24 protein-coding genes are annotated in these 26,259 nt (G+C 67.0%); 9 read left to right on the top strand and 15 right to left on the bottom strand.

Annotated elements, in window-relative coordinates:
* Positions 1-42 precede the first annotated feature (42 nt).
* Complete coding sequence (locus VB777_RS07240; protein ID WP_323247993.1) at positions 43-426, top strand: hypothetical protein; 384 nt, start codon at positions 43-45, stop codon at positions 424-426.
* A gap of 15 nt (positions 427-441) precedes the next feature.
* Here VB777_RS07240 and VB777_RS07245 read toward each other — a convergent pair whose 3' ends face one another.
* The 11 genes from VB777_RS07245 to VB777_RS07295 all read right to left on the bottom strand — a co-directional run bounded on the left by VB777_RS07245 (position 442) and on the right by VB777_RS07295 (position 12,099).
* Positions 442-1,185 (bottom strand): M15 family metallopeptidase, encoded by a 744-nt coding sequence (locus VB777_RS07245; RefSeq protein ID WP_323247995.1) that lies wholly within the window; start codon positions 1,183-1,185, stop codon positions 442-444.
* Between the two features lie 39 nt (positions 1,186-1,224).
* Positions 1,225-3,729: an ATP-dependent DNA helicase RecG gene (recG, locus tag VB777_RS07250; protein WP_323248118.1), complete on the bottom strand. Its 2,505-nt coding sequence runs from the start codon at positions 3,727-3,729 to the stop codon at positions 1,225-1,227.
* On the bottom strand, positions 3,726-5,195 hold the full coding sequence (locus VB777_RS07255; RefSeq protein ID WP_323247996.1) for a hypothetical protein: 1,470 nt from the start codon (positions 5,193-5,195) through the stop codon (positions 3,726-3,728). The genes recG and VB777_RS07255 overlap by 4 nt, the downstream gene beginning before the upstream one ends.
* Before the next feature lie 25 nt (positions 5,196-5,220).
* A complete protein-coding gene (gene tsf / locus VB777_RS07260) occupies positions 5,221-5,883 on the bottom strand; it encodes a translation elongation factor Ts (RefSeq protein WP_197155396.1) in 663 nt (220 codons plus the stop codon).
* A 247-nt stretch (positions 5,884-6,130) separates the two neighbouring features.
* Positions 6,131-6,847, bottom strand: coding sequence for a 30S ribosomal protein S2 (gene rpsB, locus VB777_RS07265; RefSeq protein ID WP_197155394.1), 717 nt, complete (start codon positions 6,845-6,847; stop codon positions 6,131-6,133).
* Between the two features lie 179 nt (positions 6,848-7,026).
* Positions 7,027-7,950 carry a glycosyltransferase family A protein gene (locus tag VB777_RS07270; protein ID WP_323247998.1) on the bottom strand — a complete coding sequence of 308 codons (924 nt, stop codon included), beginning with the start codon at positions 7,948-7,950 and terminating at the stop codon, positions 7,027-7,029.
* 194 nt (positions 7,951-8,144) lie between these two features.
* On the bottom strand, positions 8,145-8,300 hold the full coding sequence (locus VB777_RS07275) for a hypothetical protein (RefSeq protein WP_011293689.1): 156 nt from the start codon (positions 8,298-8,300) through the stop codon (positions 8,145-8,147).
* Between the two features lie 114 nt (positions 8,301-8,414).
* Positions 8,415-9,167, bottom strand: coding sequence for a DevA family ABC transporter ATP-binding protein (locus VB777_RS07280; protein ID WP_323248000.1), 753 nt, complete (start codon positions 9,165-9,167; stop codon positions 8,415-8,417).
* Positions 9,168-9,243: 76 nt separating this feature from the next.
* Complete coding sequence (gene devC / locus VB777_RS07285) at positions 9,244-10,431, bottom strand: ABC transporter permease DevC (protein WP_416238324.1); 1,188 nt, start codon at positions 10,429-10,431, stop codon at positions 9,244-9,246.
* A 10-nt stretch (positions 10,432-10,441) separates the two neighbouring features.
* The gene (locus tag VB777_RS07290) at positions 10,442-11,362 is read right to left on the bottom strand and encodes an HlyD family efflux transporter periplasmic adaptor subunit (protein ID WP_323248004.1); all 921 of its coding nucleotides are present in this window, start codon (positions 11,360-11,362) and stop codon (positions 10,442-10,444) included.
* Positions 11,359-12,099 (bottom strand): phycocyanobilin:ferredoxin oxidoreductase, encoded by a 741-nt coding sequence (locus VB777_RS07295; RefSeq protein WP_323248006.1) that lies wholly within the window; start codon positions 12,097-12,099, stop codon positions 11,359-11,361. The genes VB777_RS07290 and VB777_RS07295 overlap by 4 nt, the downstream gene beginning before the upstream one ends.
* A 70-nt stretch (positions 12,100-12,169) precedes the next feature.
* Between VB777_RS07295 and VB777_RS07300 the strand changes: the two genes are divergently transcribed.
* Both VB777_RS07300 and VB777_RS07305 read left to right on the top strand, forming a co-directional pair.
* The gene (locus VB777_RS07300; protein WP_323248008.1) at positions 12,170-13,465 is read left to right on the top strand and encodes a pitrilysin family protein; all 1,296 of its coding nucleotides are present in this window, start codon (positions 12,170-12,172) and stop codon (positions 13,463-13,465) included.
* A complete protein-coding gene (locus tag VB777_RS07305; RefSeq protein WP_323248010.1) occupies positions 13,465-14,766 on the top strand; it encodes a pitrilysin family protein in 1,302 nt (433 codons plus the stop codon). Before VB777_RS07300 ends, VB777_RS07305 begins: the two co-directional genes overlap by 1 nt.
* 55 nt (positions 14,767-14,821) lie before the next feature.
* Here VB777_RS07305 and VB777_RS07310 read toward each other — a convergent pair whose 3' ends face one another.
* The gene (locus VB777_RS07310; RefSeq protein ID WP_197155380.1) at positions 14,822-15,199 is read right to left on the bottom strand and encodes an NAD(P)H dehydrogenase assembly family protein; all 378 of its coding nucleotides are present in this window, start codon (positions 15,197-15,199) and stop codon (positions 14,822-14,824) included.
* Positions 15,200-15,295: 96 nt separating this feature from the next.
* On the opposite strand from VB777_RS07310, the gene VB777_RS07315 reads away from it, so the two are divergent.
* Genes VB777_RS07315 through VB777_RS07330 form a run of 4 tightly spaced genes read left to right on the top strand, consistent with a single transcriptional unit; the run spans position 15,296 to position 20,317 of the window.
* On the top strand, positions 15,296-15,886 hold the full coding sequence (locus VB777_RS07315) for a biotin transporter BioY (protein WP_197155379.1): 591 nt from the start codon (positions 15,296-15,298) through the stop codon (positions 15,884-15,886).
* Complete coding sequence (gene lspA, locus VB777_RS07320; protein ID WP_323248012.1) at positions 15,883-16,374, top strand: signal peptidase II; 492 nt, start codon at positions 15,883-15,885, stop codon at positions 16,372-16,374. The genes VB777_RS07315 and lspA overlap by 4 nt, the downstream gene beginning before the upstream one ends.
* A complete protein-coding gene (locus VB777_RS07325; RefSeq protein ID WP_323248014.1) occupies positions 16,371-18,716 on the top strand; it encodes a transglycosylase domain-containing protein in 2,346 nt (781 codons plus the stop codon). The genes lspA and VB777_RS07325 overlap by 4 nt, the downstream gene beginning before the upstream one ends.
* Positions 18,713-20,317: a YcjF family protein gene (locus tag VB777_RS07330; protein ID WP_323248016.1), complete on the top strand. Its 1,605-nt coding sequence runs from the start codon at positions 18,713-18,715 to the stop codon at positions 20,315-20,317. The genes VB777_RS07325 and VB777_RS07330 overlap by 4 nt, the downstream gene beginning before the upstream one ends.
* 290 nt (positions 20,318-20,607) lie before the next feature.
* On the opposite strand, the gene VB777_RS07335 is transcribed toward VB777_RS07330, so the two are convergent.
* Positions 20,608-22,023, bottom strand: coding sequence for a pyridoxal phosphate-dependent decarboxylase family protein (locus VB777_RS07335; RefSeq protein WP_416238321.1), 1,416 nt, complete (start codon positions 22,021-22,023; stop codon positions 20,608-20,610).
* 260 nt (positions 22,024-22,283) lie between these two features.
* Between VB777_RS07335 and VB777_RS07340 the strand changes: the two genes are divergently transcribed.
* On the top strand, positions 22,284-22,781 hold the full coding sequence (locus VB777_RS07340) for a nucleoside deaminase (protein ID WP_197172421.1): 498 nt from the start codon (positions 22,284-22,286) through the stop codon (positions 22,779-22,781).
* Here VB777_RS07340 and VB777_RS07345 read toward each other — a convergent pair.
* Complete coding sequence (locus tag VB777_RS07345) at positions 22,699-23,889, bottom strand: pyridoxal-phosphate-dependent aminotransferase family protein (protein ID WP_416223825.1); 1,191 nt, start codon at positions 23,887-23,889, stop codon at positions 22,699-22,701. The two genes, VB777_RS07340 and VB777_RS07345, sit on opposite strands and share 83 nt — an antisense overlap.
* Before the next feature lie 55 nt (positions 23,890-23,944).
* Positions 23,945-24,475 carry an allophycocyanin subunit beta gene (locus tag VB777_RS07350; protein WP_197170178.1) on the bottom strand — a complete coding sequence of 177 codons (531 nt, stop codon included), beginning with the start codon at positions 24,473-24,475 and terminating at the stop codon, positions 23,945-23,947.
* Positions 24,476-24,679: 204 nt separating this feature from the next.
* Between VB777_RS07350 and glnA the strand changes: the two genes are divergently transcribed.
* Positions 24,680-26,056 carry a type I glutamate--ammonia ligase gene (glnA, locus tag VB777_RS07355; protein ID WP_323248018.1) on the top strand — a complete coding sequence of 459 codons (1,377 nt, stop codon included), beginning with the start codon at positions 24,680-24,682 and terminating at the stop codon, positions 26,054-26,056.
* The last annotated feature ends 203 nt before the right edge of the window (positions 26,057-26,259 follow it).

Here is a 26,259-nt window from a genome sequence, read left to right on the forward strand (position 1 = left end):
TCAGCCCGTATCCGTTCCCATCTCCTCATCCCGCTCCGGGTCATGCAGCAGCACCGTTCCACCCAGCGTCGTCTGATGCCCAGGGCCCGGCAGCTGTATCTGCTGGCGGTTGTCTGTCTGTCGATCGGAACGGCCGCCCTGGCGGAACCGGCCAAACCGCCCCGTCCACCCGGCAAGCCCACCATTTACCAGCCCGATCAGCAGACCTGTCAGGTGAGCACGATCACCGCGGCGTACCAGCGGCATCTGGCGCCCTTCGCCGACCAGCCAGAGGCCGTGAAACAGAAGCTGCGCGGGATGCAGGCGGACATGACCAGCCGAACGATTGATGGCTGCCTCTCCCAGGGCCTGCTCAGTGCCGGCCAGGCTGCCCAGTTACGCCGCAAGCTCGGCCTGCATTCAGGCCCCACGGCCCCAGCCCGTTAGGCCTGCCGCAGCCCATCAATCCAGACAGCGCCCGTAACGGGCCTGTGCAGCTCCCTGCCGCCAGGCCCAGAGCTGGTCGCCGTGGCTGAAGTGCCACCACTCATTGGGGTGTTGCCGGAACCCGGCCGACTCCATCGCCTGCCGTAGCCCATGGCGTCGCCGCTGCCAGGTGCCCGCCTCACTCGAGGGGTCTTGCTCCGCGGCGGCCCGGTAGTGATCGGGTTCCGATACAGCATCGAGCGCATCGATGGCGCCCCCCATCGCCAGAGGAACTCCGGCGGAGTCCGCCAGGGTGAGATCCACGGCTGCTCCGGTGCTGTGGGGCGGTGGCGTGGCCGGATCGTCGCTGGGTGGAGCCCAGAAGCGACCCACCTGCTCCACCACCTGCCGCTGGGCAGGGGCGATGGCGTCGGCCTCTGCGTCGCCCTGTACCAGGGCGAGTGCCGGAGCTGGATCCAAGCCCAGTCGACCACACTCCTCGATCACGGTATGGCGCACCATGAAGCTCTGGACGGCCACCGGCCGCCAGGCATCAAAAATGGCAAGCCTCCAGCCCGGGTGGTGGCGCTGCAGCTGTTCCTGAGCCTGCAACAGCCGCTCGATCACACCGCGACGCAGGCGAAAGGGCCCTTCCGCCGTGCCATAGGGGGCGCCAAGCACCTGGTACGGATGGGGTTCCAGCCGCAGCAGCGCCATCGGCAGCGCCTCGAGCGGCTCGCCAGCGTCATCGATCGGGATGGCACTCCAGGGACGCAGCATCGGGGAATCAAGCAGGGGGTTGGCAGAATTGCCACCCGCTCAATTCAAGCGGGCCGCTTCCAGCTGCCGCTGCCGCTGCTTCGCCAGCGCTTCGGCCAGGCCACGATGGTGCTCCAGATTGGGATCCGCTGCGATCAACGCCTGGGCCACATCCCGGGCCAGCTCCAGCACGGAGCCATCGTCCGTGAGGCTGGCCAGGGCCAGATCCGGCAGACCGGACTGCCGGGTTCCGAGCACCGCACCGGGCCCACGCAACTGCAGGTCCATCTCGGCAATGGCAAAGCCATCGCTGCTGCCCACCAGCACCTCCAGCCGCTGCCGTGCCAGGGCGCTGTTGCCGTCATGGATCAGCAGACACTGGGAGGCGGCGCTGCCACGACCGACGCGGCCGCGCAGCTGGTGCAGCTGAGCCAGTCCGAAGCGCTCGGCATGCTCGATCACCATCACGCTCGCCTCCGGCACATCCACCCCCACTTCCACCACCGTGGTGCTGACCAGCACCTGGCAGTCGCCGTTGGCGAAGGCCGTGAGCACCCTCTGCTTGTCGTCGCTGCCGAGCCGGCCATGCAGCAGACCCACCTGCAGGTCGGGGAAGACCTCCTCCTGAAGCTGCCGGTGCACCGCCACCGCCGAGAGCAGGTCGATCTTCTCCGATTCCTCCACCAGGGGCAGCACCACGTAGGCGCGCTGCCCCGCGGCCACCTGCTCCCGGATCAAGGCATGAACCTCATGGCGCTGGCTGGCACGCAGGCAGCGGGTCCGGATCGGCTGGCGACCGGGGGGCAGCTCGTCGATCTGGCTCACGTCCAGATCGCCATGCAACGACAACGCCAGGGTGCGGGGAATCGGCGTGGCCGTCATCGTGAGCAGGTGGGGCTGCAGGCCCTTGGCCAGCAGACGGTTGCGCTGACGCACGCCGAACCGGTGCTGCTCGTCCACAACAACCAGACCCAGCCGCTGGAACTGCACCGGGTCTTCCAGGAGCGCGTGCGTTCCCACCAGCACCTGCAGCTGGCCGTTGATCAGGTCCTGGAGCAGCTCCCGCCGCCGCGCCGCCGGAGTGGATCCGGTGAGCAGGGCGCTGCTGACATGAAGCTGCGGCAGCCAGGCACCGATCTTGGCGACATGCTGCTCGGCCAGCACTTCCGTCGGGGCCATCAGCACCCCCTGGCAACCGGCCTCGACGGCGATCAGCAGGGCCGCCAGGGCGACCACGGTCTTGCCGCTGCCCACATCCCCCTGCACCAGGCGGGCCATGGGCTGGGGGCGGGCCAGGTCGCGGCGGATCTCGCTCAAGACCCGTTGCTGGGCATCGGTGAGGGGAAAGGGCAGCAGGTCCAGGAAGCGCTCCACCAACGTGGGAGTGGGAGTTGGACTGGCAGTGCCGGTCGTGCCATCAGTGGCGCCGCCGGCCGGAGATTGCAGCACCGGTGCGATCCGACTGCGGAACTCCTGCCGGCGGCGGCACAGCGCCAGTTGCAGCAACAGGAACTCATCGAAGACCAGACGCCGCCGGGCCGCCTGCAGCTGGGCTGCATCGGTAGGACGGTGGATCGCCACCAGGGCGCCGGACCGTTCCATCAGCGCGTGGTGCTGACGGATCGCCAGGGGCAATGGATCGGGCTGAGCCGACGCCAGGCCGAGCACCCCTGCCACGATCTGACGCAGCCGATCGGCACCCAGCCCTTCGGTGAGGCCATAGACCGGCACCATGCGGCCGATCTGCTCGGATCGCACCAGGGCACGGGGGTCCTCCAGCACCTCGATCAGCGGATCCTGGAAACAGGGGCCGTAGGGGCTGTCCTTGACCAGCCCGCTCACAGCCACATCAGCGCCCGGCGGATAGAGACGCTGCTGGCCCTTCAGCCAGCCCGGCGAGGCGAAGCGTTTTCCGGCAAAGAAACGGGAGACCCGCAGACGACCGGTGCAGTCCTGCAGATGCAGCTCGAGGATCGAGAGGTTGGGGTTGCGCGGGCTGTTGAAGGCATGGCAGCGCCGCACGCTGGCCACGATCGTGGCGGTTCGGCCCGGTTCCAGGGCGGAGATGCGCACCAGATGGGCGTAGTCGAGGTAGTCGCGTGGGTAGTAGTGCAGCAGGTCTCTGGCCAGCAGCAGTCCCAGGGCCGCCAGGCGAGCGGCGGTTTTCGGCCCGACGCCGGGCATCTGTGCCAGGGGGGTGTCGAGCTGCAGCCGCCCGGAGCCACGACGCGGGGCCTGGCAGGAATCGGGGGAGAGCCGCAGTCGGGGTGGAGCCACGGGGCTGCTGGGTTGCCGGCTCCGTTGCCAGTCGTGCAGCCACTGGCGGCAGCGGCGCACCAGGCTCTGACGGCGGGCCACACTCAACTGGCCATAGGTGGCGAAGGCCTCGGCAAAACTCCGGGCCTGGCTCCGTTCCTCCGTCCGGAGCGATAGCGGCACCGCCTGCCAGCACTCCGCCGCAAAGGCACTGAAGCGCTGCTGACGGCCCATCAGATCGACACAACCCCGCTCCACCTCAAGGCGCAGGGCCTGTTGCAGATCCCGGAGCCACCGCTCCGCGTTCAGCTCGCCGGTGGCTCCTGCGGGGAGCCTTCCCGCTGGGAGATCTCCTGTGGGGATGGCTCCTGAGTTGGATTCAGCCTGTTGTTGTCCTCCAGCCACAGAACCTCGGCTTCCAGCACCTGGATCCGCCGCTCCAGACGGCGAAACTGCTCAGCCATTCTGCGATCCTCCTGCAGCATCTGCTCCAGCCTTCGCCGGCAGGTTCGCAGGCTGGGCAGCTCCAGTTCGAGATCAGCCGAACGCAACAACAGCGCGATCGACTCGAGACCGCCCTGCCCACTTGGATCGGGGAAGGACAGAGCCAGTCGTACCAGGTTGGGTCCCGCTGGCAGGGTATCCACCTGGCCCTGCAGCACCGCATCAAGCAGGTTCACAGGCAGCAGGCTGCGGATCAGCCCCAGGCGCAGCAACTCCACATTGATCGCATGGGAGAGATTGCGCAGCCGGCGTGTCAGCGCCGCCTCCATGCCCTCGAACCACAGCGTCAGCCCCACAGGATCCGCAGGCAACGATCCCTGAGTCCAGAGAGACTCTTGTGTGGTGGAGTCCGGCGCAAGCTGACCTGGCTCATCCTGGGCAGTCTCAGGCTGATCAATCTCAGGCAGAGCTGATTCAGGAAGACCCGAGCGAAACTGATTAGACTGAGCTTGATCCTGTTGATCAACACGACCGGATCGAGTCTGGTCACTCAGGCCGGCGGGACCATCACGCAGGGAAGCCTCCAGCAACTGCCCGAAGGCCGCCATCAAGGCCGAATGGGAGCCCTCGGACTCTGGATCGGATGATCCGGGGGACTCCACCCCAGGGATCTCCAGATCCTCCTCTGCGAGGCCGTCATCCAGTCCGTCGTCGAGGCCGTCATCAAGCCCCTCGAGGTCAAACACATCGCTGTCTGGATCAGCAGGCCCCTCGGCGTCGCTGGGCTGATCGATGGAAACGGCTCCACGGGCCGCTGCTTCCGAAGCTGCCAGCGGTGATGGCAGCCCGGAGGTGAACAATTCCTGGCCGGCCAACAGATCAGTGGACAGGGGCAGATCGAGTCCCAGACGGATCGACCCCTGAGGCAGTGGTTCAAGCTGCTCTCGCTCAGGAGGTTGCACCGTCTCCTCGACGGAGTCACGCAGCGACTGCAGAAACCGGCGCTGCTGGCGCTGACTGCGAGCAATCTTTTGCTGGGCCTGTTGGTGAGCCAGAACCGCGAGCTGCTCGACCGTGAGCAGGGTGCTGCACCGTTCCACCAGCGCCTCAAGACGGCGATGCAGTTCCAGACGCTGGGGCGGCCGCAGAGCGGCATAGCGTTGGGGAAAAACCTGCGTGGCCAGATGAAAACAGGCCTGCTGAATCCGGTTCAGCAGGCCTTCGCGCAGCACCTGGAGATACAGGGCCAAGGCTCTGTATCGCTTGGCATTGCCACGTTTCACCTGGTCGATCAGGGCCAGACGGGTTCGTCTGGCTTCGAGCAGGGACATCGGTGAGTCGGGAGTGATCAGCGGCTCAGGCTGCCTTGCCGGACATGGCGGCCACTTCGGCGGCAAAGTCAGACTGCTCCACTTCAATCCCTTCGCCGAGGGTGTAGCGGGTGAAGCGACGCACCTGGATGTTTTCGCCCACTTTGCCGGCCACCTGCTTGACCAGTTCCGCCACGGTCAGGGTGTTGTCTTTGATGAAGGCCTGCTCCAGCAGGGCCATCTCCTTAAGACGCTTACCGATGCGGCCTTCGACGATCTTCACCTTCATCTGCTCTTTCTTGCCCGCCAGGTCATCGCGGCCCATCTCGATCGCCTTCTCGCGCTCGGCGATCTCGGCAGGAATGTCGTCGACGGCGACATATTCCACACCCGGGCAGGCGGCGATCTGCATGGCGACGTTGCGCAGCAGTTCCTGGAACACTTCGCCTCGAGCGACGAAGTCGGTCTCGCAGTTCACCTCCACGAGCACGCCAACACGGGCACCCGTGTGGATGTAGCTGCCGATGGCGCCCTCAGCGGCCGTGCGGCCAGCTTTCTTTTCGGCGCTGGCAATGCCCTTCTGGCGCAGCCACTCGCTGGCCTTGGTCATGTCCCCGGCGGATTCGGCCAGGGCCTTCTTGCAGTCCATCATCCCTGCGCCGGTCTTGTCGCGCAGTTCCTTGACAAGCTTCGCTGAAATCTCAGCCATGGGTGGGGTGGAAAGGAAGGAAAGGTGCCCAGTGTCTGAAGCCGCCTGGGCGTCGCGGCAGACCCGTGTGACCAGCCAGCGCCAATGCGGTGGACCGGCGAACTGGCGTGGCGTAGCGCCCGAGTCTCTCGAAAGAGGAAATGAGGAATGGAGGAGAGGCCGCCAGACTCTCCCCCTCTGGATCGCGTCCACCACCAGGGCGGACAGTTCAGACGACGATGGTGTAACCGGGTTTGTTCGAGACGACTCAGCTCTCGTCGTCGGCACCGCGCTGGTCCTGCGCACCGTGACGGCCTTCATTGATGGCATCGGCGAGGCGGCCGAGCACCAGCTGCACCGAACGCACGGCGTCGTCGTTGCAGGGAATCGGCACGTCGCAGAGGTCCGGATCGCAATTGGTGTCGAGCATCGACACCAGGGGGATGTCCAGCTTGCGGGCCTCGAGCACCGCGTTGGTCTCACGGCGCTGGTCCACCAGAACAACCACGTCCGGCAGGCGGCGCATGTTCTTCAGGCCACCCAGATACTTCTGCAGACGCTCCAGTTCACGTCGCAGGACAGCGCCTTCTTTCTTGGGGCGCATGGCGATGGCACCGGAGCTCTCCATGCGCTCCAGGTCCTTGAGGCGGTCGATGCGGGCCCGCATCGTGGTCCAGTTGGTGAGCATGCCGCCCAGCCAACGCTGGTTCACATAGGACGCGCCGCAGCGGGTGGCCTCAATGGCGATCACCTCGGAGGCCTGCTTCTTGGTGCCCACGAACAGGAAACGCTTGCCGCTGCGGGCGGCATTACGCACCCACTTGTAGGCATTGTTCATGCAGACGGCAGTCTGCACGAGATCGATGATATGGACCCCGTTGCGCGCGCAATAGATGTAGCGCGACATCTTGGGATTCCAGCGGCGGGTCTGGTGCCCAAAGTGGGCACCCGCCTCCATCATTTCGGAAAGGGTGACAACAGCCATGAATCGGGAAGTTTCGGGTTGGCCTCCACCTGCCTGGGATCCGTTGGCATGACTGAAAGACGCCAACTACCCTGGAAGGAGGGATTGGCAACGTCATGCCCGATCACCCGAAACGGACAGGTGTGCGGTGAATAGGACCCAGACACCGTATCAAATGGTGTTGCTGGCTCCACAGCCCCTCAGGCCTGGCGCGCTTCCCCATACAGCGCCCGCACGCCGATGCGGTTGAGCGGCAGCCGCAGCAGCTCCATCGCCAGCCCTGCCTTGCCATGGCGAATCAGCCAGGCCAGCAGAGGTCTGAGGCTGCGTTCATTGAGCAGACCACCCAGCGTGAGCAGCTCCCAGAGGGCGCGATGCAGCCAGGTGTACTGGATGATGAAGCGCACCCGCCGGGTGGGGTGCTTGCGGAAGAACACCAGCCCCATCTTGGCCCGCTCGCGTTCGACCCGGATCAGATCAGGGATCTGCTCAAGGCTCAGGGGCGGATGCCAGTGATAGCCGGCGGCTTCAGGACAACGGACCAGCACCACACCAAGCCTGCGCAGTCGTTCCCCCAGCTCCAGATCCTCCCAGCCGTAGAGGCGAAAGCTGGTGTCGAACAGGCCGGCGCGCTCCAGCAGCTCCCGATCGATCGCCACGTTGCCGGTGGCGAAGTAGGCCCAGGAGTGGTCGTTGAGCTTGTGCGGTTCGCTGGTGGGTTCCTCGAAGTTGGCGGTGTTGATCACGGCGCCATAGGTGAAGCAGAGCTTGTCGCCGCGGCTCTGCCAGCAGCGCTGCAGGGCGCGGGCATGGCAGCAGAGGAAGTCGGGCAGCACCACCAGATCGCTGTCGATGAACACGATCACATCGCCGTGGGCATGATCGACACCGCGGTTGCGCCCTTCGGCCGGGCCTCCGTGTTCCTGGCGGATCAGGCGCACATGGGGAAGCAGATCGGCCTGCTGCTCAAGCCAGGTGACGGTGTCGTCGGTGGAGCCGTCGTCGACCAGCACCACCTCGAAATCCTCAACCGGCGCTGCCAGCTGCTGAGCCTCCAGTGCCAGCAGGCACTTCCGCAGGATCGGCAGGCGGTTGTAGGTGGGGATGACGACGCTCAGAAACATGGCCGCACAGGAGGAGGGACGTGGCTCGGCTCTGCAGAACCAGAGGCAGCAGCGAGGCGCTGAACAAGAGGCGCGCCAGTGAGAAGGAAGCGAGCGGGCGGGCGCCGGGCAAACAGTCAGCCGGGCAAACAGTCGGGCGAAAAAAAAGGATCCCGCAGGATCCTCGATGCTCTGGGTCCAGCAGTCAGCCAGACTCAATCAGCGGCACCACCATTGTTGGCCGTGCCGGTCACGCCATTGCCGGCCCCTTCACCGCGGCCATCGTTGCGCAGCTTGCGCTTCTTGAACTTGCGCGCGTAAGCGCGATTGCGTTCCTGTTTTTCCTTCTTGAGATTCCTGCGCTTGGACATACGGCCTGCGGTAAGTGGAAATGACTGAACTTCAACCCTAGCCAATCGTCAGACACCGTCCGGCTGGGGATTCCCGAAACACCGCCCAGCCCAACACCCCGCTCCAGACCTGGCTCAGGCCGTGGCAATCACCAGCGGCCGTGGATCTGCCTGCTCCTGCAGGCAGCCATCCTCCATCCGCACCAGACGATCCGCCACATCGAGGATGCGGGGATCATGGGTCACCATCAGCACCGCGCAGCCCTGCTCCCGGGCCAGCCCCCGCAGCAGCTCCACCACTTCACGCCCACTGCGGCTGTCAAGGGCGGCGGTGGGCTCGTCGGCCAGCAGCAGGCGCGGATGGGAAGCCAGGGCACGCGCGATCGCCACGCGCTGCTTCTGGCCACCGGACAGATCGTGGGGCAGCTTGCCGAGGTGATCGCCCAGGCCCACGGCCCGCAGCCATTCACGGGCCTGGTCGCGGCGGGCGCGATAGCCGAGACCGGGGAGCAGGTCGGAGCCCATCTGCACGTTCTGCTCAGCGCTGAGGAAGCCCAGCAGGTTGTGCCCCTGGAAGATCATGCCGATCTGACGGCGAAGCCGCTGACGCTGGCGCCTGTTGGAGTCGAGCAGCTCCTGGCCGAGCACCCGCACCGATCCCTCCTGCACCTGGCGCAAGGCCCCCACCAGGGTGAGCAGGGTGGTCTTGCCGCAGCCGGATGGCCCCGTGAGCAGGACCACCTCGCCGGGATGAATCTCCAGATCGATCCCCTGCAGCACCTGCCGTTCCATGGCGCCGCTTCCGTACCAGTGGCTCAGGCCCCGCAGCGCCACGCTGGGGCCGCCCTGGTGGGGCGCATTCGCGGGGGCAAGAGGGTCGACGGACATGGCCGGGGAAGGGGAACGGAAGGGTCTTAAAGGAGGTCCTGAACAGAGATTCAGAACAGAGATTCAGAGAAGAGCATCAGAAGATTTCAGCTGGATCGGCATCGGCCAACCGGCGCATGGCCAGGGCCGCTGAGCCCATGCACATCACCAGGATCAGGCCGAAGACCAGCACCGCCCGAGGCGTGTCCATGCCCACCGGCAGGTTGGTGGCGTTGCGCACCAGCACGTAGAGGCCCTCGCCGGCGGCGTAGGCCGGCAGGTAGCCGAGGATCGCCAGAAAGAAACCTTCACGCGCCACCACGCCCAGCAGGGTGGAGAGGCGGTAGCCCATGGCCATCAAGGTGGCGTATTCGGGCAGGTGATCACTGACGTCGGAATAAAGGATCTGGTAAACGATCACACAGCCCACGATGAAGCCCATTGCCGCACCGAGGGTGAAGATGAAGCCGATCGAGGTGCTGTCGCGCCAGTAGTTCATCTCGAAGTTGATGAAGCCCTGCTTGGTGTAGACGCGCACGTCCTGCGGCAGGGCCGCCTCCAGGCGACGCTGCACAGCTGCGGGGTCGGCTCCCGGTCGCAGGCGGATCAGACCGACTTCGATGCTGCCGGGTGGCGTTTCGGGCAGAAGGCTGAGATAGGTCTCGCTGCTGGTCAGCAGATTGCCATCGGCGCCGAACGAGGTTCCCAGGGCCACCAGCCCCGCCACCCGCACCCGTTTGCCGGAGATTTCACTCTCGACCAGCCGGCCCTGGCGGAACCATTCGGCCACAGGGCCGAATTCCGGCCGGGACAGCTCATCGAACAGCACCCGACCCCGCTGGGTCAGCACCTGGCTCTTGGCAGCCAGGCTGGGATCGGTGAACAGGGGGTCGTCGGGCTCGAAGCCCAGGGTGAGGAGGGAGCGGGTGGCCCGGGTCTGGGGATTGCGCCAGAGCAGCAGGCTCCAGTGCACCGGGGTGATCCCGGCCACATCTGGATCGGCCAGGGTCTGAACCAACCGGCGCCGAGGGAAGCCCGCCATGCTCACCGAACTGCTGGAGCGGGGGCTCAGCAGCACCAGGTCGGTATCGAAGAGCTTGTGGATCGTGACACTGGCATCGAACAGTCCGTCGCTGAAGCCGAACTGCATGAACATCAGGATGCCGGCGAAGCAGATGCCCGCCAGGGCCACGGCCAACCGGGCCGGCTGACGGGTGAGCAGCAGCCAGGACATCGGAATGCGCCTGGACGACCACAGCGAAGCCAGTGCCGCCAGGGGTTGCATCCGATCCACCTCAGCTCTCGAAGCGGGTGACGATCTTGAGGCCGGCGAGGCGACGCACCCGTTCCATATCGGCTGGATCAATCGCCAGACGAACCTCCACCACCCGGGCATCGGCATCGCCGGTGGGGTCGGTGGAGAGCACATCCCGCTGGCGCACCTGCGGGCTGATCCGGATCACGCGGCCGGCCAGGCTGCCACTGAACCCGCCGTTTTCGCTGGTGATCCGCACCTTCTGCCCCAGCCTGATCCGGTCGATATCGCTCTCGTAGACCTCGGCAATGGCTTCCATGCCAGTGCCACCGCCAAGCTCGAGAATGCCGTTCGCCCCCGGACGCTCGCCCGCCCGGGTCCAGATGTGCAGCACGGTGCCATCGATCGGGGCCCTGAGTTCACTGTCCACCAGGTCGGTTTCGACCCGGCGCAGCTCCGATCGGGCCTCGTCGAGATTGCCTTTCAGTTCGAGCAGCTTGATCTCCCTCACCTCCAGATCACCAGTGGCGGTGGCTCCGGCGCTGGCGAGGCGGCGGTAGCGGCTGGTTTCCCGCTCCAGCAGCACCAGTTGATTCTGGAGACTGTTGATCCGGGTGATGAGCACATTCTTCTGAGCCAGCAGGCCAGGTCGGCTGTCGAAGGTGGCCAGAACCTGTTGGCGCCGCACCAAATCGCCTTCCTCGACCAGCAGGGTTTGGATGCGTGGGCTCCCCCCCATGCCGTTCATCGGTTCGGCCAGCTTGCGCACATCACCGTCCGGCTCAAGCCGGCCCAGGGCGGAGACCGCCTCCAGCGTCTGGGTCGTGGCAGTAGCAGGGGCCGGAGCAGGTCGGGCCGGAGGCGTGGACCGTTGTCGCAACAGGATCACTCCGCCGAGCACCAGCACCAGCAGGCCAAGACCCAGGACCAGGGGGCGGGAGTGGAGCCCTCCGAGACTCAAAGCGGCGCCGGGTCGTCGAACAGCAGCTCCTCGATGTAGCGGTCGGCCCATTCGGGGTTGAACGCTTTCTCCAGGACCCGCCTGGTCTTGTCGTTTTGTTTCTGCTGCTTGCAATAGTGGAGCTGACCAGCCCAGCGCTTGATCGTATTCGGATGTTGGCTGGATTGCGGTTCCGTGCCCCTGATCGCCTCGCCCAGGATCTGCAGGAAACAGGCCACCTCCTCGATGAACCACTCCTCTTCCTGGGGATGGGCCGGCCTCACGAAGCGCACGTGCCGGGAAAAGATCGAGCCCCACGGGGGTAGTTCCCGTTCGCCTTCATAGGTGTGGCGTTCTCGCCCCTCCAGGGCTGCATCGATTCCTTCAGGGAGATCCCCACGCACCGGAGAGAGATCCACGATGGCGGCCGACACTCCGCCGCGCCCCGCCACGATGTCGGCGCCGAAGACGGGCAGGTCGTAGCGAGGATCCGGAAAGAAGACGCAGTGGAGAATCTGCAGGCCGGCCCCTAACCGTGCCGTTTCCAGGTGCAGCTTGCGCAGCCCACGGCACTGACGCAGTTCGTTGCGGATGAACAGGTGCTCGCCATCGAGGCTGCCGGTGATGGCCTCCAGGGCTGGGTCCACCGCCAGCGGTGCCAGCTCCGGCAGGAGCGCCCATTGCTGGCGGATTCTCTCGGCCAGAGCATCCACCAGGGGATGGACACCCTCGGCGCGCTGGGCCTCAGTGCTGGGCATGGGCGGCAGGGACGGGCGCGTGCCGCCGGTGGCAGCAGCAGAATGCAGATCCTGCCATGCGTCTGCCACCGTGCCCGTTGCCGTGCCCCAGGGGGCGTCGCCGCTGCTGCTGCCGGAGCTGGCGCCCCCTCAGCTCGACCATCTCGCCAACGGGGCTCCGGTGGTCAGCCTGTCCCTGCCGGACGCGCCGCTCATCTGCCTCAACCTCTGGTGCCGGGCCGGCAGTGCCTGGGAGGCTCCGCAGGAGAGCGGTGTGGCCCACTTTCTCGAGCACATGGTGTTCAAGGGCAGTGCCCACCTCGAGGCCGGTGAGTTTGACCGGCGCATCGAGGCCCTGGGTGGCAGCAGCAATGCCGCCACCGGCTTCGATGACGTGCACTATCACGTGCTGATTCCACCCGACGCGGCCGATCAGGCCCTCGATCTGCTGCTGGATCTGGTGCTGCGCCCTCGCCTGGAGGAGGAGGCCTTCGCCATGGAGCGCCAGGTGGTGCTGGAGGAACTGGCCCAGAGCGAAGACCAGCCCGAGGAGATCGCCATGCAGCGCCTGCTCGCTCTGGCCTGCCCGGATCACCCCTATGGATTGCCGATCCTGGGCCGCCGCGACGCCCTGCTGCAGCACACGCCCGCTGTGATGGGCGAGTTCCAGCGGCGGCTCTATGGGGCAGACCGTTGCATCCTGGCCCTCAGCGGCTGCCTGGAGACGGGTCCCCTGGCCGCGGACCAGCGGTTCGATCAGCTGAGCGGCAGTGCCCTGGCCGAGCTCGACGCCAGCAGCGATCCACCCTCGCCGCCGGCCCTGCGTCTCCGCCCTGGAGTCCACCGTCTCGCCATCCCCAGGCTGGAAGCTGCCCGCCTGCTGATGGCCTGGGCCCTGCCCGCGGCCGTTGAGCAGGAGGCCGTGATGGGCGCCGACCTGCTCACCACCGCCCTGGCGGAGGGGCGTCGCAGCCGGCTGGTGGATCGGTTGCGGGAAGATCTGCGGATCGTTGAGAGCGTCGATCTCGACCTGCACGTGCTCGAGTGCGGCAGCCTGGCGCTGCTGGAAGCGGTTTGCGAGCCCGAGGATCTGCCGGAAGTGCGCCGGGTGATCGCCCAGGTGTGGCAGGAGCTCGGCGAGACGGCCCTGCCGGAGGCCGAGTGGCAGCGAAGTCGGCGCCTGGTGGCGCATGCCTATCGATTCGGGCTCGAAGCCGCTGGTGGGGTAGCCGGACTGATCGGCGCCAATGGGCTCTGGGGCCGCCATGCTCCTCTCGAGCAACCCCTGCAGCTGCTCGAGACCTGGAGCCCCGCTCGCCTGCAGCAGAGCATGCTGCCCCTGTTTGATCCAGCCCTGGCCTGCGTGCTGGAGGCCGTTCCCGCCTGATGCCCCTCCCGACGTTGTCTTTGTTCCGCACCACGCCGGAGACCATGCTGCTGCCGGGCGGCCTGCCCCTGGCGGTGGTCCATCGCCCCGGGCCGGCGATCCTGTCGGCACGGCTCTGGATCCGGGGAGGCAGCAGCCTCGATCCAGCGGGAGCCTGCGGTGCCCACCAGATTCTGGCTGGCCTGATGACCCGCGGCTGCGGCGACCTGGGTCCGGAGGCCCTCGCCGATCTGGTGGAGGGATGCGGCGCCGCGCTCCGCTGCGAGGCCTCCGAAGACAACCTGCTGCTGAGCCTCAAATGCGCCAGGGAGGATGCCGATCTGCTCCTGCCGCTGCTGCTGACCATGGTGCAGAGCCCCTGGCTGCGAGCCGATCAGTTTGAGCTGGAGCGGCAGCTCAATCTGCAGGCCCTGCAGCGCCAGAAGGAGGATCCGTTCCAGCTCTGCCACGACCGTCTACGCCAGCAGCTTTATGGGAACGGGCCCTACGGTCATGACCCCCTGGGGCTCGAGGCGGACCTGCAGGGCCTGGAGCTGGAGGCCCTGGATCCGCTGCGCCAGACCCTCGGGGCGCACGGCGCCGTGCTGGTGCTCTGCGGTGATGTGCCTCAGTCGTTGATCACGCTTCTGCAGCGCAGCCTGGAGGCGTCACCCTGGAGCAGCCAGGCGCCGTTGAAGGGGACTGGTCCCCTGGGGTGGCCGGGGGAGCGCCTGGCCCTCTGTTCCCAGGACACCGAACAGATGGTGCTGATGCTCGGTGCAGCCACCGTGCCCCTGGGCGAACAGGATGGTCTGGCCCTGCGGCTGCTGCACAGCCATCTGGGCATGGGGATGTCCAGCCGCCTGTTCGTCGTGATGCGCGAAGAGCAGGGGCTGGCCTACGACGTGGGTGTCCACCTGCCCGCCCGCCGCGGCGCCGCCCCGTTCGTGTTCCACCTCTCCACGTCGGCCGATCGCGCCGCCGATGCCTGCCGCTCGCTGCTGGACGAATGGCAGCGACTGCTGGAGCACCCGCTGGACGCTGAGGAACTGGAGCTGGCCCTGGCCAAGTTCCGTGGTCAGGACGCCATGGGCCGGCAGACCTGCGGCCAGATCGCCGACCGTCTGGCCCTGGTGTTGGGCCATGGACTTCCCACGGATTACGTGGACCAGGCCCTGGAGCGAGCCGGCCAGTTCGATGGTGCAGCCCTTCAGGCAGCGGCACAGCGTTGCCTGCGCCGTCCCCACCTCAGCCTCTGTGGACCGACCGCGGCGTTGGAAGGAGCCGCAGCCGTCTGGACAGCCCACCCGTTATCGACCTGACGGTGTCGCCTTGCCCTGACTCGGTCTGAGCTGGTCAGCGAGGTTACTCAGATGCTCAGCAGAGCTTCAGATCATCGCTGTTGATCAGGAAGCTGCCGCGACGGAATCGCACCGAGACCTGACCCATCATCCGGATGGCTGTGACCGTGCCGACCTCGCCCGGATCGACCAGATCGGGGGGGCGCAACATCGGCATCGGGTCAGAAGTCTTCAGATAGCGCAAGGGCCGGCATACCTCGACCCTCGCTCCAATCTGGAGAGCAACCGTCTCGGGTTCCTGGGGAATCGCGGTTGCCGCGTCTTCCTGTCCCGGATGGTCATGTCCACCAACGTCCTTCACGGCATCACCTGATGCCGCCTCACCCGAGGCTGCGGCCTCGATCGGAACGCCTTGGCCTGGCGGAGGTGCCTGTTCGGGCTGTCTGGGTGGCATGGGCCTGAACTCCGCCCCCGAACCTGTCTGGCCCGAGGGTGTCTGGTCAGGTGAACCTAGCTGCAGCAGGATGGCGCCAGCCCTTTGGTTGTGCCGTTGCGGGCCCTTGCCACCTGGAGCGGCGCCATCGCCGGACTCCTGCTCATCCTGGTTGGAGGCCTGATCCAGGCTGCCGTTCCCCTTCCCTCTGGAGGTCTGGACGATCTCACGGGTGCCTGGACGCTGGTCAGCCTGCCGATCACCCTGCAGGTCCCCGGCCTGTTGCTCACGGCGCTGGTCTGCGGCCCGCGCAGCAGCATGCTCGCGGCCGTTGCGTACCTCAGCGTGGGGCTGTTCCAGCTGCCGGTGTTCTATGGCGGTGGTGGCCCCTCCTATGTGCTGGATCCCGGCTTCGGCTATCTGGCCGGGTTTCTGCCGGCGGCCTGGCTGACGGGCCGTCTGGCCCGCCAGCCGGGCATGAACGACCCCCTCTCCCTGGCCGGTGCTGCCGCCATCGGCCTGCTGGTGATTCAGTTGTGCGGCATCGCCAACCTGCTGCTCGGGGCTCTGGCAGGCCGTTGGAGCGGCACCCTGGTGCCGTTGCTGATGAGCTATTCGATCGGGCCCCTCTTGCCCCAGCTGATGCTCTGCTGCGCCGTTGCCGTGGTGGCCCTGCTGCTGCGGCGCCTGCTGCTCCTGCCCTCATGATCCTTTCAACCCTCTGGCGCCGACCCAACCGCCGCCAGCTGCTCTGCCTGGGACTGGCGGCTCTGCTGGTGATCCTGGATCAGCTCAGCAAGCACTGGGCCTTGAAGCAACTGGCCGCCGGTCAGGTGGACACCCTGATTCCCGGGATCCTGCAACTGCGCCTGGTATTCAACACCGGAGCCGCCTTCAGCCTGTTCACCGGCTCCACCGTCGCCCTGGGTCTGGTGAGCCTGCTGGTGGCCCTGGGGTTGGTGCTGTGGCTTCTGGCCCAGCCCCGCATGGGGGTCTGGCAAGCATCCGGTTGCGCATGCTTGCTGGGGGGAGCCATCGGCAATGGTGTCGATCGCTGGCGCCTTGGAGCCGTGGTGGATTTCCTGGAGTTCGTGCCGGTGAGCTTTCCGGTGTTCAACCTGGCGGACGTGGCGATCAACGTGGCCGTGGCCTGTTTCCTGCTGGATCTGCTTGGCCGGCCCCGTTCGGTGGCATGACCGGTCTCCCTCTGGCAGCAGCGCAACTGGAGCTCTACGGCCTCGATGGCTCCCGGAGGGATCCCCTGCCGCGCCATGGCCATGGCACCGCATCTCCCGAGCGAGGTGGGCCTCCATCGGCCTCCGCTGCAGCAGCAGAGCATGCCGAAGCTGTAAGCACCACACTTGAGCAGATCAAGCCTGAGCGCACGCTCCGCCTGCATGGCGGTCTCTGGCGCATCGGCCGGGATCCCGACCTGGAGATCGTGATCGATCACCCGGCCGTGAGTCGTGAGCACGCACGCCTGGAATGGCGCGGTCAGCATTGGCTGCTTCAGGACGCCGGCTCCACCAACGGCCTCTGGTGGCAGGGGCGGCGCGTGCAGGAGCTGCTGCTGCGGGACGGCGACGCCGTGGCTTTCGGCCCGGAAGAACGCGGGCCGGTGCCGCTGCTGGTGTTCCGCCAGCCGATGCAGCGCCGCCTGGCCCCCCTGCTGCTGGGCACCTGCCTTGCCCTGGCCGGTCTGGCCGGTGGCGGGGCTCTGCTCCTGGGCCTGGCCCTGTGGCAGGCGCCGATCCGCGGCAGTCTGGCCAACGTGCGCGGACCCTTGGCGCTCTACGACCGCAACAACCGGCCGCTCAGCTCGGCGGAGGGCGTGGAGCATCGCGAGCTGGCCGCCTTGCGGGACTACCCGGGTGTGTTGATCGATGCACTGCTGGCCAGTGAGGACAGCCGCTTCTGGTGGCATCCGGGGGTGGATCCCATCGGGACAGGCCGGGCCCTGGTGACCAACCTGGTGGGCGGCCGCGTGCTGGAAGGTGGCAGCACCCTCACCCAGCAGCTGGCCCGCAGCCTGTATCCGGAGCAGGTGGGACAGGGGGAAACACTGGGTCGCAAGTGGCGGGAGCTGCTGGTGGCCCTTCAGCTGGAAGCCCGCTTCAGCAAGGCCGATCTGCTGCTGAGTTATCTCAACCGTGTCTACCTCGGGGTGGGCTGGGGCTTTGAGGATGCCGCCCGCCACTACTTCGACAAACCGGCCGCTCGCCTGGAGCTGGAGGAGGCCGCCCTGTTGGTGGGGCTGCTGCCCTCCCCTAACGGCAATGATCCCTGTGTGGCGCCCAAGGCCGCTCTGGACTCTCGCAACCGTGTGCTGGCCAAGATGGCGGACACCGGCCGGATCGGTCGCGATGCGGCCCGCCGGGCCCGCCGCCGTCCGGTGCAGCTCGCTCCACAGGCCTGCCGATCCAATGGACCTGGCCGCAATGCCCCGTTCTACAGCGATCAGGTGCGCCGTGATCTGGAGGCCCTGGTGGGGCAGGAGGTGGCACAGGAGGGCAACTTTCTGATCGATACCCACCTCGATCCAGCCCTGCAACAACGGGTGGAACGGCAGCTGCGCGACTCCCTGGCTCGGCCGGCCTTCAGCGGCGTCAGCCAGGGTGCCGTGGTGGTGCTCGACAGTCGCAGCGGCGGCATCCTGGCCATCGCCGGCGGCCGCGACTATCGCCAGAGCCAGTTCAACCGCGCCTCGATGGCCCTGCGCCAGCCGGGCAGCACCTTCAAGCTGGTGCCCTATCTAGTGGCCCTGGAGAAGGGGGCCAGGCCGGGAGATCGGATCGGCTGCGGCCCCCTGCAATGGCGTGGGCAGTTCTTCGCCAGCACTTGCGGCGGCAGCCTCAGCCTGCGGCAGGCCCTGGCGCGCAGCAGCAACACCGCTGCGCTGCGGCTCACCCAGCGGGTCGGCCTGGAGGCGGTGGTGAACAAGGCCCGCGTGCTCGGCATCAGCAGCCCCCTGGCGGCCGTGCCGGGGTTGGCCCTGGGACAGAGCGAAGTGACGCTGCTGGAACTCACCGGTGCCTACGCCGCCATCGCCAACAACGGCCTCTGGCATCAGCCCAGCACGATCCGCCGCCTCACCGATGCGGAACTCTGTGGCGGGGGTGCTCGGCTGGCCGATCCCGCCACCCTCCAGCGCTGCAAAGCCAGTGCGGCGGGCAGTGCCGCGGGCAGTAGCCGTGGCGAGAGCGATCCAGGCGGGCGTCAGCCCACCGCCACCGTTGCCCCTGGCAGGCGGGTGAGCAGCGAAGCCACGGCCCGCGCTCTCCAGGATCTGTTGCGCGCGGTGGTGCGCAGTGGCACCGGCAGCGCCGCCTACCTGGGGGGGCAGGAGGGTGGCAAGACCGGCACCACCAACGAGGGCAGGGATCTGCTCTTCGTGGGGTTCGAGCCCCGGCGCCACTGGGTGATTGGCGTCTGGCTCGGCAATGACGACAACCGCCCCACCCACGCCAGCAGTGCCCTGGCCGCGGGCCTCTGGGGCGATCTGGTCCGAGGCGCAGGCACCACGAGCCCAACACCATGAAGCTGCCCGCCAGGCCCTGGATCTGGCTCGTCGTCGCCCTGGCGGTGCTGGTGCTGGTGGGCATGGTGCTGCAGACCGTGAATCAGCTGCTCTGGCAGTTGAGCTACTGGCTCCCAGGCTGGCTGGTGGGCCCGATCGCCCTGCTGCTGCTGGCCGGGCTGCTGCTGGTCCTGGCCCGGTTGGTGTGGCCCTGGCTCCAGGGAGGACGGCGCCTCGGCCGTTCCAGCCGCAGCGGCTCTGCCGCTGGTGAGCTGCCGCCGCCACCGAACAATCGCCAGGAGGCGGCCCAGAGCCAGCTGGCCTCGATTGATGCCACCCTCGATCGCGTCCGGGATGCGGTGGCTCGCGAGGCCCTGCGGCAGGAGCGGGAGCGGGTGCAGGCGGAGCTGGAGCGCGGCGATCTGGTGATCGTGCTGTTCGGCAGTGGTTCGGCCGGCAAGACCTCCCTGATCCGCGCCCTGCTGGGCGAGCTGGTGGGAGAGGTGGGGGCCCCGATGGGATCCACCTTCGGCTCGAACCGCTACCGGCTGCGGCTGCGGGGATTGCGCCGGGCGGTGATCCTGGTGGACACACCCGGCATCCTGGAGGCCGGCGTCGATGGGCAGCGACGGGAGCAGGCCGCCCGCGATCAGGCGGCCCGGGCCGATCTGTTGCTGCTGGTGGTGGACGGAGATCTGCGGGCCAGCGAGCTGGAGGTGTTCGACACCCTGGCCGGGCTGGGCAAACGCCTGCTGCTGGTGCTGAACAAGTGCGACCTGCGCGGTGAACGGGAGGAACAGCGGCTGCTGGCTCTGCTGCGCCAACGTTGCCAGGGCCGCCTCACCGCCGCTGATGTGGTCAGTGCCAGTGCGTCTCCCCAGAGCGTGCCGATGCCAGGGGGCCGTCCGCTGCAGCCTCCGCCTGAAGTCGACGCCCTGCTGGGCCGGCTGGCGGCGGTGCTGCACAGCGACGGCGAAGAGCTGATCGCCGACAACATCCTTTTGCAGAGCCGCCGACTGAGTGAGGCCAGCCGCGCCCTGCTGGCCCGCCAGCGCCGCAGCGATGCGGACCGGATCGTGGATCGCTACATGTGGATCAGTGCCGGGGTGTTGGCGGTCACGCCCCTGCCAGGGGTGGATCTGCTCGGTGCCGCCGCCGTGAATGCCCAGATGGTGGTGGAGATCGGCCGGATCTACGGCATCACCCTCAGCCGCGCCTCAGCTCAGGATCTGGCCCTCTCGGTGGGTCGCACCCTGGCGGGGCTGGGGCTGATCAAGGGGGGCGTGAGCCTGTTGAGCGGGGCTCTCAGCCTGCAGCTGCCGACCCTGCTGGTGGGTCGCGCGATTCAGGCGGTCAGCGCCGCCTGGCTGACCCGGGTGGCAGGGCGGAGCTTCATCACCTACTTCGACCAGGACCAGGACTGGGGGGATGGCGGCCTGCAGGAGGTGGTGCAACGCCAGTTCGAGCTCAACCGGCGGGAAGGAGCCCTGCGCCGCTTTCTCGATCTGGCCCTGCGCCGCGTCGTGGAGCCCCTGCAGCGGCCGGAGCAGACCGCACTGCCGCCACGCCGAAGGCCTCCGGCGGAGGCGGCAGCAGGGGACCCTGACGATCCAGAACCGTGATCAACACCAGGTAGGCCACTCCGATCAGGATCGACAGGGCCCCGGTGACGACGGCCACCCACTGGCCACGCCGCCGATCCCGTTCGACACCGGCAGGGGGATCAGACGCTCCTGAGCCCCTGGCTGGGCTGGCGGCATCGTCGGAGCGAGACGGTGCGGAAGCGAGCTTGTCGGGCGTCTCCGGAGCGGATGGGTCCATAGGGGTTGGTGAGGGAGCGGGAAATGAAACGGGATTGGGGTTGGCAGTGCAAAAGAAATGGGTCTGAAATGGTGATCAGGCCTGGTCGTCTTCAGAGCTGCGGCAGAAGCGAGGCGTGCACCAGCTGCGCCAGCCGCTCCAGGTGTTCGGCCCTGGTGTGGGGGTTGCCGAGCACGGCCTTGAGGTGATGGCGGCCGCCGTACAGGGGCCGCGACAGCATCAACTGCTCGGCCAGAAGGCGCTGGCGGGTTTCGGCGCTCCAGTGGGTGGCCTGCTCGGCGTCATAGCCGGCGGGGCAGAAGGCGAGAAGGTGCAGCTGGCCGTCCTTGAGGTCGAGCCGGTCACCAGAGGCCAGCAGCTGGCGCAGATGTCGCCGCCGCTCGATGGCGCCATCCAGCACCGCTTCGATTCCCGCCAGGCCCAGTTGCCGAAGGCCCAGCCAGAGCTTGAGGATTTCGGCGGGACGGGTGCCCTGCAGCCCTGCCTCGCCGCCATGGCTGCCCCCCCAGCTGGGCTCCATGTAAGGAAGCCCCGTGCCGAACACCTCCTCCAGACCTGCCGGATCAGCCAGCAACAGCAAGGAGGAGGTTTTGGTGATGCCCAGAAGCTTCTGGGGATTGAGGGTGATCGAATCCGCCTGAGCCAGACCCGCCACCCGGTGGCAATGGCGATCACTGAGGGCGTACACCGCTCCGATCGCCCCATCCACGTGCAACCAGATCCCCTGGCGCCGGCACAGATCCGCCACCGGCTCGAGGGGATCCACCGCTCCCCGCACGGTGGTGCCGGCGGTGGCCACCACAGCCAGAACCGGCACTCCCTGGGTTCGCAGTGTCTTCAGCCTGCTCTCCAGAGCCTCGATGGCAAGACCGCCCGAGGCATCGGTCGGCAGCGTGAGCAGGGCCGTGGCCGGCAGTCCCATCACCGTGAGGGCCTTGGCCAGGGACACATGGGCATCCTGGCTGCAGAGCACCACCGCCTGGCCGCAACAGGCCAGGCCAGCGCGGTGGCGTGCCAGTACCAGAGCCATCAGGTTGCTGAGGCTGCCACCGCTGGCCGGGATGCCACCGGCACCGGCCGGCAGACCGATCGCTTCGGCCAGCCAGCTGCAGAGACTGCGCTCCAGCCTACTGAGGCTGGGGGAGAGCTCCTCCGCCAGCAGGTTGTTGTTGAGACCGGCGCAGATCAGATCGCCCACGATCGAGGCCGCCAGGGGCGGGGGGTCCAGGTGGGCCAGGGCTCCGGGGTGGTGGGGGTTGTAGGCCCCATCCATCAGTTGCTGGAGATCGGCCAGCAAGGCTTCCGATGGCAGGCCGAAAGCCTCAGGTACCGCGCTGGGAAGCACACTCAGACCAGGCAGAGGCGAGCGGGCCAGGCTGCTGCCCATCCAGGCCGTGAGCTGGCTGGCAGCCCGATGCAGAAACGACTCCAGGGCCGCATCCGGCTGGGCAGGATCGGCAAAGGGCAGGGGCGAGGCGGCCCGCAGAGCTGGTGGCGCGCTGGCCAACGGCGGACGGTCAAGGTCTCCCATTCTCACCTGAGGGGCGCAGCATGGTTCAGGCCCTGGTTTGGCCGGGCTCGCCCCGCTGCCACGATCGATGCCGACACTCCGTCGGGACGACCGGCCCCCACCAGCCCTTGCCGACCCAACAGCTCCTTGATGATCCGCTCGGTTCGGGGGATCCTCAACTCCTGCCCGATCAGAACCACAGGCCTGCCGAGCTGGCATCAAGAGCACCGATCGAGCACACCAGGCTGGAGAGCTGGATGGATCGGTTGCTGCGCCATGCAGCCGCTGTGGGGGAAACCGGTGAGATTCCGGTCGCGGCCGCGATGCTGGATGCCCAGGGACGCTGCATCGGTTGGGGCAGCAATCGGCGCCATCGCGAGATGGACCCGCTGGGGCACGCCGAGCTGGTGGCCCTGCGCCAGGCGGCGCTGTTGCTCGGCGACTGGCGTTTCAACGCCTGCACCCTGGTGGTGACCCTCGAGCCCTGCCCGATGTGTGCCGGCGCCCTGGTGCAGGCGCGGGTCGGACGGGTGGTCTATGGCGCCCCGGATCCCAAGCGGGGCGCATTGGGGGGGTGCCTGGATCTGGCCAGCGATCCCAGCGCCCACCACGCGATGACCGTGGTGGGCGGGGTGCGCGGCGAGCAGGCTGGAGCTCAGCTCACGGCCTGGTTCAGGCAGCGGCGGAGCGGAAGGCAGGCAGCTCGGCCTCGAACAGATCCAGCAGCCGATCGACGTTCTCGGCGCGACTGTTGAAGCCCATCAGACCGATGCGCCAGACCTTGCCGGCCAGCACACCGAGACCACCACCGACCTCGATGCCATGGGTGTTGAGCAGATGGAGGCTGAAGGCCTTGCCATCCACGCCCTCCGGAATGCGCACGGTCGTGAGGGTGGGCAGCCGCAGCTCTTCAGGGACGTGGGGCTCGAGACCGAGGCGCTCCAGACCGATCCAGAGGCGCTCCGCATTGGCCCGGTGACGGGCCCAGGCATTCTCCAGACCCTCTTCAGCCAGCAGACGCAGGGCCTCGCGCATGCCGAAGTTCATGTTCACCGGGGCGGTGTGGTGATACACCCGGTTGCTGCCCCAGTACTGGTTCAGCAGGCTCACGTCGAGATACCAGTTCGGCACCTTGTCCGGCCGGGCCGCCAGTTTGGCCTCGGCCCGGGGCCCCATGGTGAAGGGACCGAGGCCTGGAGGGCAGCTGAGGCCCTTCTGGCTGCAGCTGTAGGCCAGATCCACCTTCCAGTCATCCAGGAAGACGGGGATCGCCCCCAGGGAGGTCACGGTGTCGAGCAGGAGCAGGCAGTCGTATTGCCGGCAGAGCTCACCGATGCCCTCCATGGGCTGGCAGACCCCGGTGGAGGTTTCGGCATGCACCATCGCCAGGATGGCGGGGCGATGGTGTTGCAGCGCCGCCTCGATCTCCTCCAGGGTGAACGCCTCGCCCCAGGGGCGTTCGATCGTGGCCACCTCCGCCCGGTAGCGGCCGGCCATATCCGCCAGTCGGAGGCCGAAGTAGCCCTTCACGGCCACCAGCACCTTGTCACCCGGTTCCACCGTGTTGGCCAGGGTGGCTTCCATGGCGGCACTGCCGGTGCCGCTCATCGGAATGGTGAGGCGATTGTCGGTCTGCCAGGCGTAGCGCAGAAGCTCCTGCACCTCGCCCATCAACTCCACGTAGAGCGGATCGAGATGGCCGATTGGCGTCCGGGACAGGGCCTGAAGCACCGTGGGATGGGCATTGGAGGGCCCGGGTCCGAGCAGAAGACGATCCGGTGTGGCGATCGGGCCGAGCGTGCAGCGGTGAGATTCGCTGAGCTGGTGATCGCCGACGGGCGGACGGGCAGGAGTGGAGACCAAGACCGAGGGCGGAAGGGGGTGAGACGATTGAGCCTAAACAGAGAGCTGCTGCTGGTCAGCGGGCACGCACGTTGGTGGAGGCCAGACCACGGCAGAGGTGATCAAAAGGAGCCTTCACGACCGAGGCCAGCACGGCCGCCTCAGCAACTCCGGCCTCGGACAATTGTTCACACACCACCTCACCCAGCAGGGCGATCCCCCGGACGGTGGGACCGGTGGGAACCCCAAGGCTCTTGTACGTGTCGTCGAGACCGTTGAGCACCCGTTCGTTGAGGATCGTGGCGTCGTCAGCGATCAGGGCGTAGCTGGCATAACGGAGGAAATAGTCCATGTCCCGCAGACAGGCGGCCAGACGACGGGTGGTGTAAGCATTTCCTCCCGGCAGGATCAGTTCAGGATCCTCTTTCCAGAGCCGTTGCGAGGCTTCGCGAACGATCTCGGCGGCGTCTCGGTTGATCAGCTCCACGGCCGCCAGACGAAGGGCGGACTGGGAGTAAAAGCCCTTGATGCGGTCGATGGCATCGCGATCGAAATAACGACCGAGCTGGTCGTAGCGGCCGATCAAACCAGTGATGGCATCGCGCATGGGTGTTGTGGATCGACGCACCTGCAGCGGAAACTAGCACTCACCAACCGGCAACATTCCTGCTGCCAGGCGCGATCTCGGCAACTTGACAGAAACGGTTACGCAAAGTGGCGCCATCGGACCAGACCTGGCGAGTGAGCTTCGGGGCGATCCCTACCGTTCAGTCAACCCGTGGTCTGCGCGGGCTCCCCCCACCACTTCGTCATGGCCCAAACCGCCCGGGACGTTCTGAGCCAGATCAAGGACGAGGGAATCGAACTGATCGACCTCAAAGTCGCTGATCTTCATGGCAGATGGCAGCACCTCACCGTGTGCGCTGACCAGGTCAACGCCCGGGCTTTTGCCGACGGGCTCGCCTGGGACGGTTCGGTATTCCGCGGCTGGAATCCGGTTCAGGACTCAGCGATCGCCTTGGTGCCCGATCCCGGCACCGCCTGGATTGATCCCTTCCAAAGCCACAGGACCCTCAGCCTGATCTGTTCCATCCAGGAGCCCCGCAGCGCCAAGCCCACAGGCCGCTGTCCCCGCTCCCTGGCCCAGAGGGCCTTCACCTATCTGGGCTCGACCGGTCTTGCCGACACGGCGTACTTCGCGCCCCAACCGGAATTCTTCCTCTTTGACGACGTGCGCTACAGCTCCAGCGAGGCGGGCTGCTCCTACAGCATCGAGTCGATTGAGGCTGCCTGGAACCAGGGCCACGTCGACGACGGCGGCAACCGCAGCGACGCCGATCAGGACTTGCGCAGCGAGATGGTGCTGTTGCTGGGCTCACTCGGGGTTCCGATGGACAAGCATCACCATGCGGTGACGGCATCGGGGCAGCACGCACTGGGCATGAAGGATGCGGAGTTGATCAGCGCGGCGGACAACCTGATGATCACCCGCTATATGGTGCGCAAACTGGCCAGAAAATATGGACGGTCGGCCACTTTCATGCCGCAGCCAGTCTTTGGCGCGAACGGCTCTGGACTGCCTGTCCACCAGAGTCTCTGGAAGGCTGGCCAGCCCCTGTTCTTCGGGGAGGGCACCTACGCCAACCTCTCCCAGACCGCTCGCTGGTACATCGGCGGTCTGCTGCGCCATGCGCCCAGCGTTCTGGCCTTCACCAACCCGGGCACGAACAGTTACAGGCGTCTGGTGTCGGGCTTCCCAGCGCCGGTGAACCTGGTGTATTCCCAGGGCAACCGCTCAGCGGCCGTCCGCATTCCGATCACGGGCCCCAGCCCCAGGGCCAAACGGCTGGAGTTCCGATCCGGCGATGGCCTGGCCAATCCCTACCTTGCCTTCTCGGCGATGCTGATGGCCGGACTGGATGGAATCAGGAACCAGATCGATCCCGGTGACGGCATCGATGGGGATCTGATCGCACTTCCGGCCGATCAACGGGCCCGAATTGCATCGCTTCCGGCCTCCCTCAGTGGCGCTCTCGAGGCCCTGGAGGCTGACCAGGACTACCTGCTGGCGGGCGGCGTGTTCAGCGAGGATTTCGTCGCCAACTGGATCGCGCTCAAGCACGCGGAGGTGCAGCAGCTGCGTCAGCGCCCCCACCCCTGCGAATTCAGCCTCTACTACGACATCTGAAGCCTGAGGCTTGACCGCATCGCAGGAAACCTCGCATCCCAGGGCATTGCAGAGCGCAAGGCTGAGCAGATCTCAAAACGGATCATGTGTACGGATCAGGTCTCAGGAACGGATCCGATCGCGAAGCTGATCAGGATCCTGGCTCACGGATGAGCATTCCAATCCGTTGGAATGCACCCAGACGTTGTCGCTTCGGCCCTTCC

It is taken from the genome of Synechococcus sp. CCY9202 (assembly GCF_034931685.1).
Taxonomy (GTDB): Bacteria; Cyanobacteriota; Cyanobacteriia; order PCC-6307; family Cyanobiaceae; genus CBW1002.

Bases quoted from the DNA above. Each gene is read 5' to 3' on its own strand.
- lspA (WP_323248012.1), top strand. From the start codon at position 15,883: ATGATCCTTTCAACCCTCTGGCGCCGACCCAACCGCCGCCAGCTGCTC.
- glnA (WP_323248018.1), top strand. From the start codon at position 24,680: ATGGCCCAAACCGCCCGGGACGTTCTGAGCCAGATCAAGGACGAGGGA.
- devC (WP_416238324.1), bottom strand. From the start codon at position 10,431: ATGCAACCCCTGGCGGCACTGGCTTCGCTGTGGTCGTCCAGGCGCATT.
- VB777_RS07275 (WP_011293689.1), bottom strand. From the start codon at position 8,300: ATGTCCAAGCGCAGGAATCTCAAGAAGGAAAAACAGGAACGCAATCGC.
- VB777_RS07255 (WP_323247996.1), bottom strand. From the start codon at position 5,195: ATGTCCCTGCTCGAAGCCAGACGAACCCGTCTGGCCCTGATCGACCAG.
- VB777_RS07270 (WP_323247998.1), bottom strand. From the start codon at position 7,950: ATGTTTCTGAGCGTCGTCATCCCCACCTACAACCGCCTGCCGATCCTG.
- VB777_RS07330 (WP_323248016.1), top strand. From the start codon at position 18,713: ATGAAGCTGCCCGCCAGGCCCTGGATCTGGCTCGTCGTCGCCCTGGCG.
- VB777_RS07295 (WP_323248006.1), bottom strand. From the start codon at position 12,099: ATGCCCAGCACTGAGGCCCAGCGCGCCGAGGGTGTCCATCCCCTGGTG.
- rpsB (WP_197155394.1), bottom strand. From the start codon at position 6,847: ATGGCTGTTGTCACCCTTTCCGAAATGATGGAGGCGGGTGCCCACTTT.
- VB777_RS07305 (WP_323248010.1), top strand. From the start codon at position 13,465: ATGCCCCTCCCGACGTTGTCTTTGTTCCGCACCACGCCGGAGACCATG.
- VB777_RS07245 (WP_323247995.1), bottom strand. From the start codon at position 1,185: ATGCTGCGTCCCTGGAGTGCCATCCCGATCGATGACGCTGGCGAGCCG.
- tsf (WP_197155396.1), bottom strand. From the start codon at position 5,883: ATGGCTGAGATTTCAGCGAAGCTTGTCAAGGAACTGCGCGACAAGACC.
- VB777_RS07350 (WP_197170178.1), bottom strand. From the start codon at position 24,475: ATGCGCGATGCCATCACTGGTTTGATCGGCCGCTACGACCAGCTCGGT.
- VB777_RS07240 (WP_323247993.1), top strand. From the start codon at position 43: ATGCAGCAGCACCGTTCCACCCAGCGTCGTCTGATGCCCAGGGCCCGG.
- VB777_RS07340 (WP_197172421.1), top strand. From the start codon at position 22,284: ATGGATCGGTTGCTGCGCCATGCAGCCGCTGTGGGGGAAACCGGTGAG.
- VB777_RS07325 (WP_323248014.1), top strand. From the start codon at position 16,371: ATGACCGGTCTCCCTCTGGCAGCAGCGCAACTGGAGCTCTACGGCCTC.
- VB777_RS07280 (WP_323248000.1), bottom strand. From the start codon at position 9,167: ATGTCCGTCGACCCTCTTGCCCCCGCGAATGCGCCCCACCAGGGCGGC.
- VB777_RS07310 (WP_197155380.1), bottom strand. From the start codon at position 15,199: ATGCCACCCAGACAGCCCGAACAGGCACCTCCGCCAGGCCAAGGCGTT.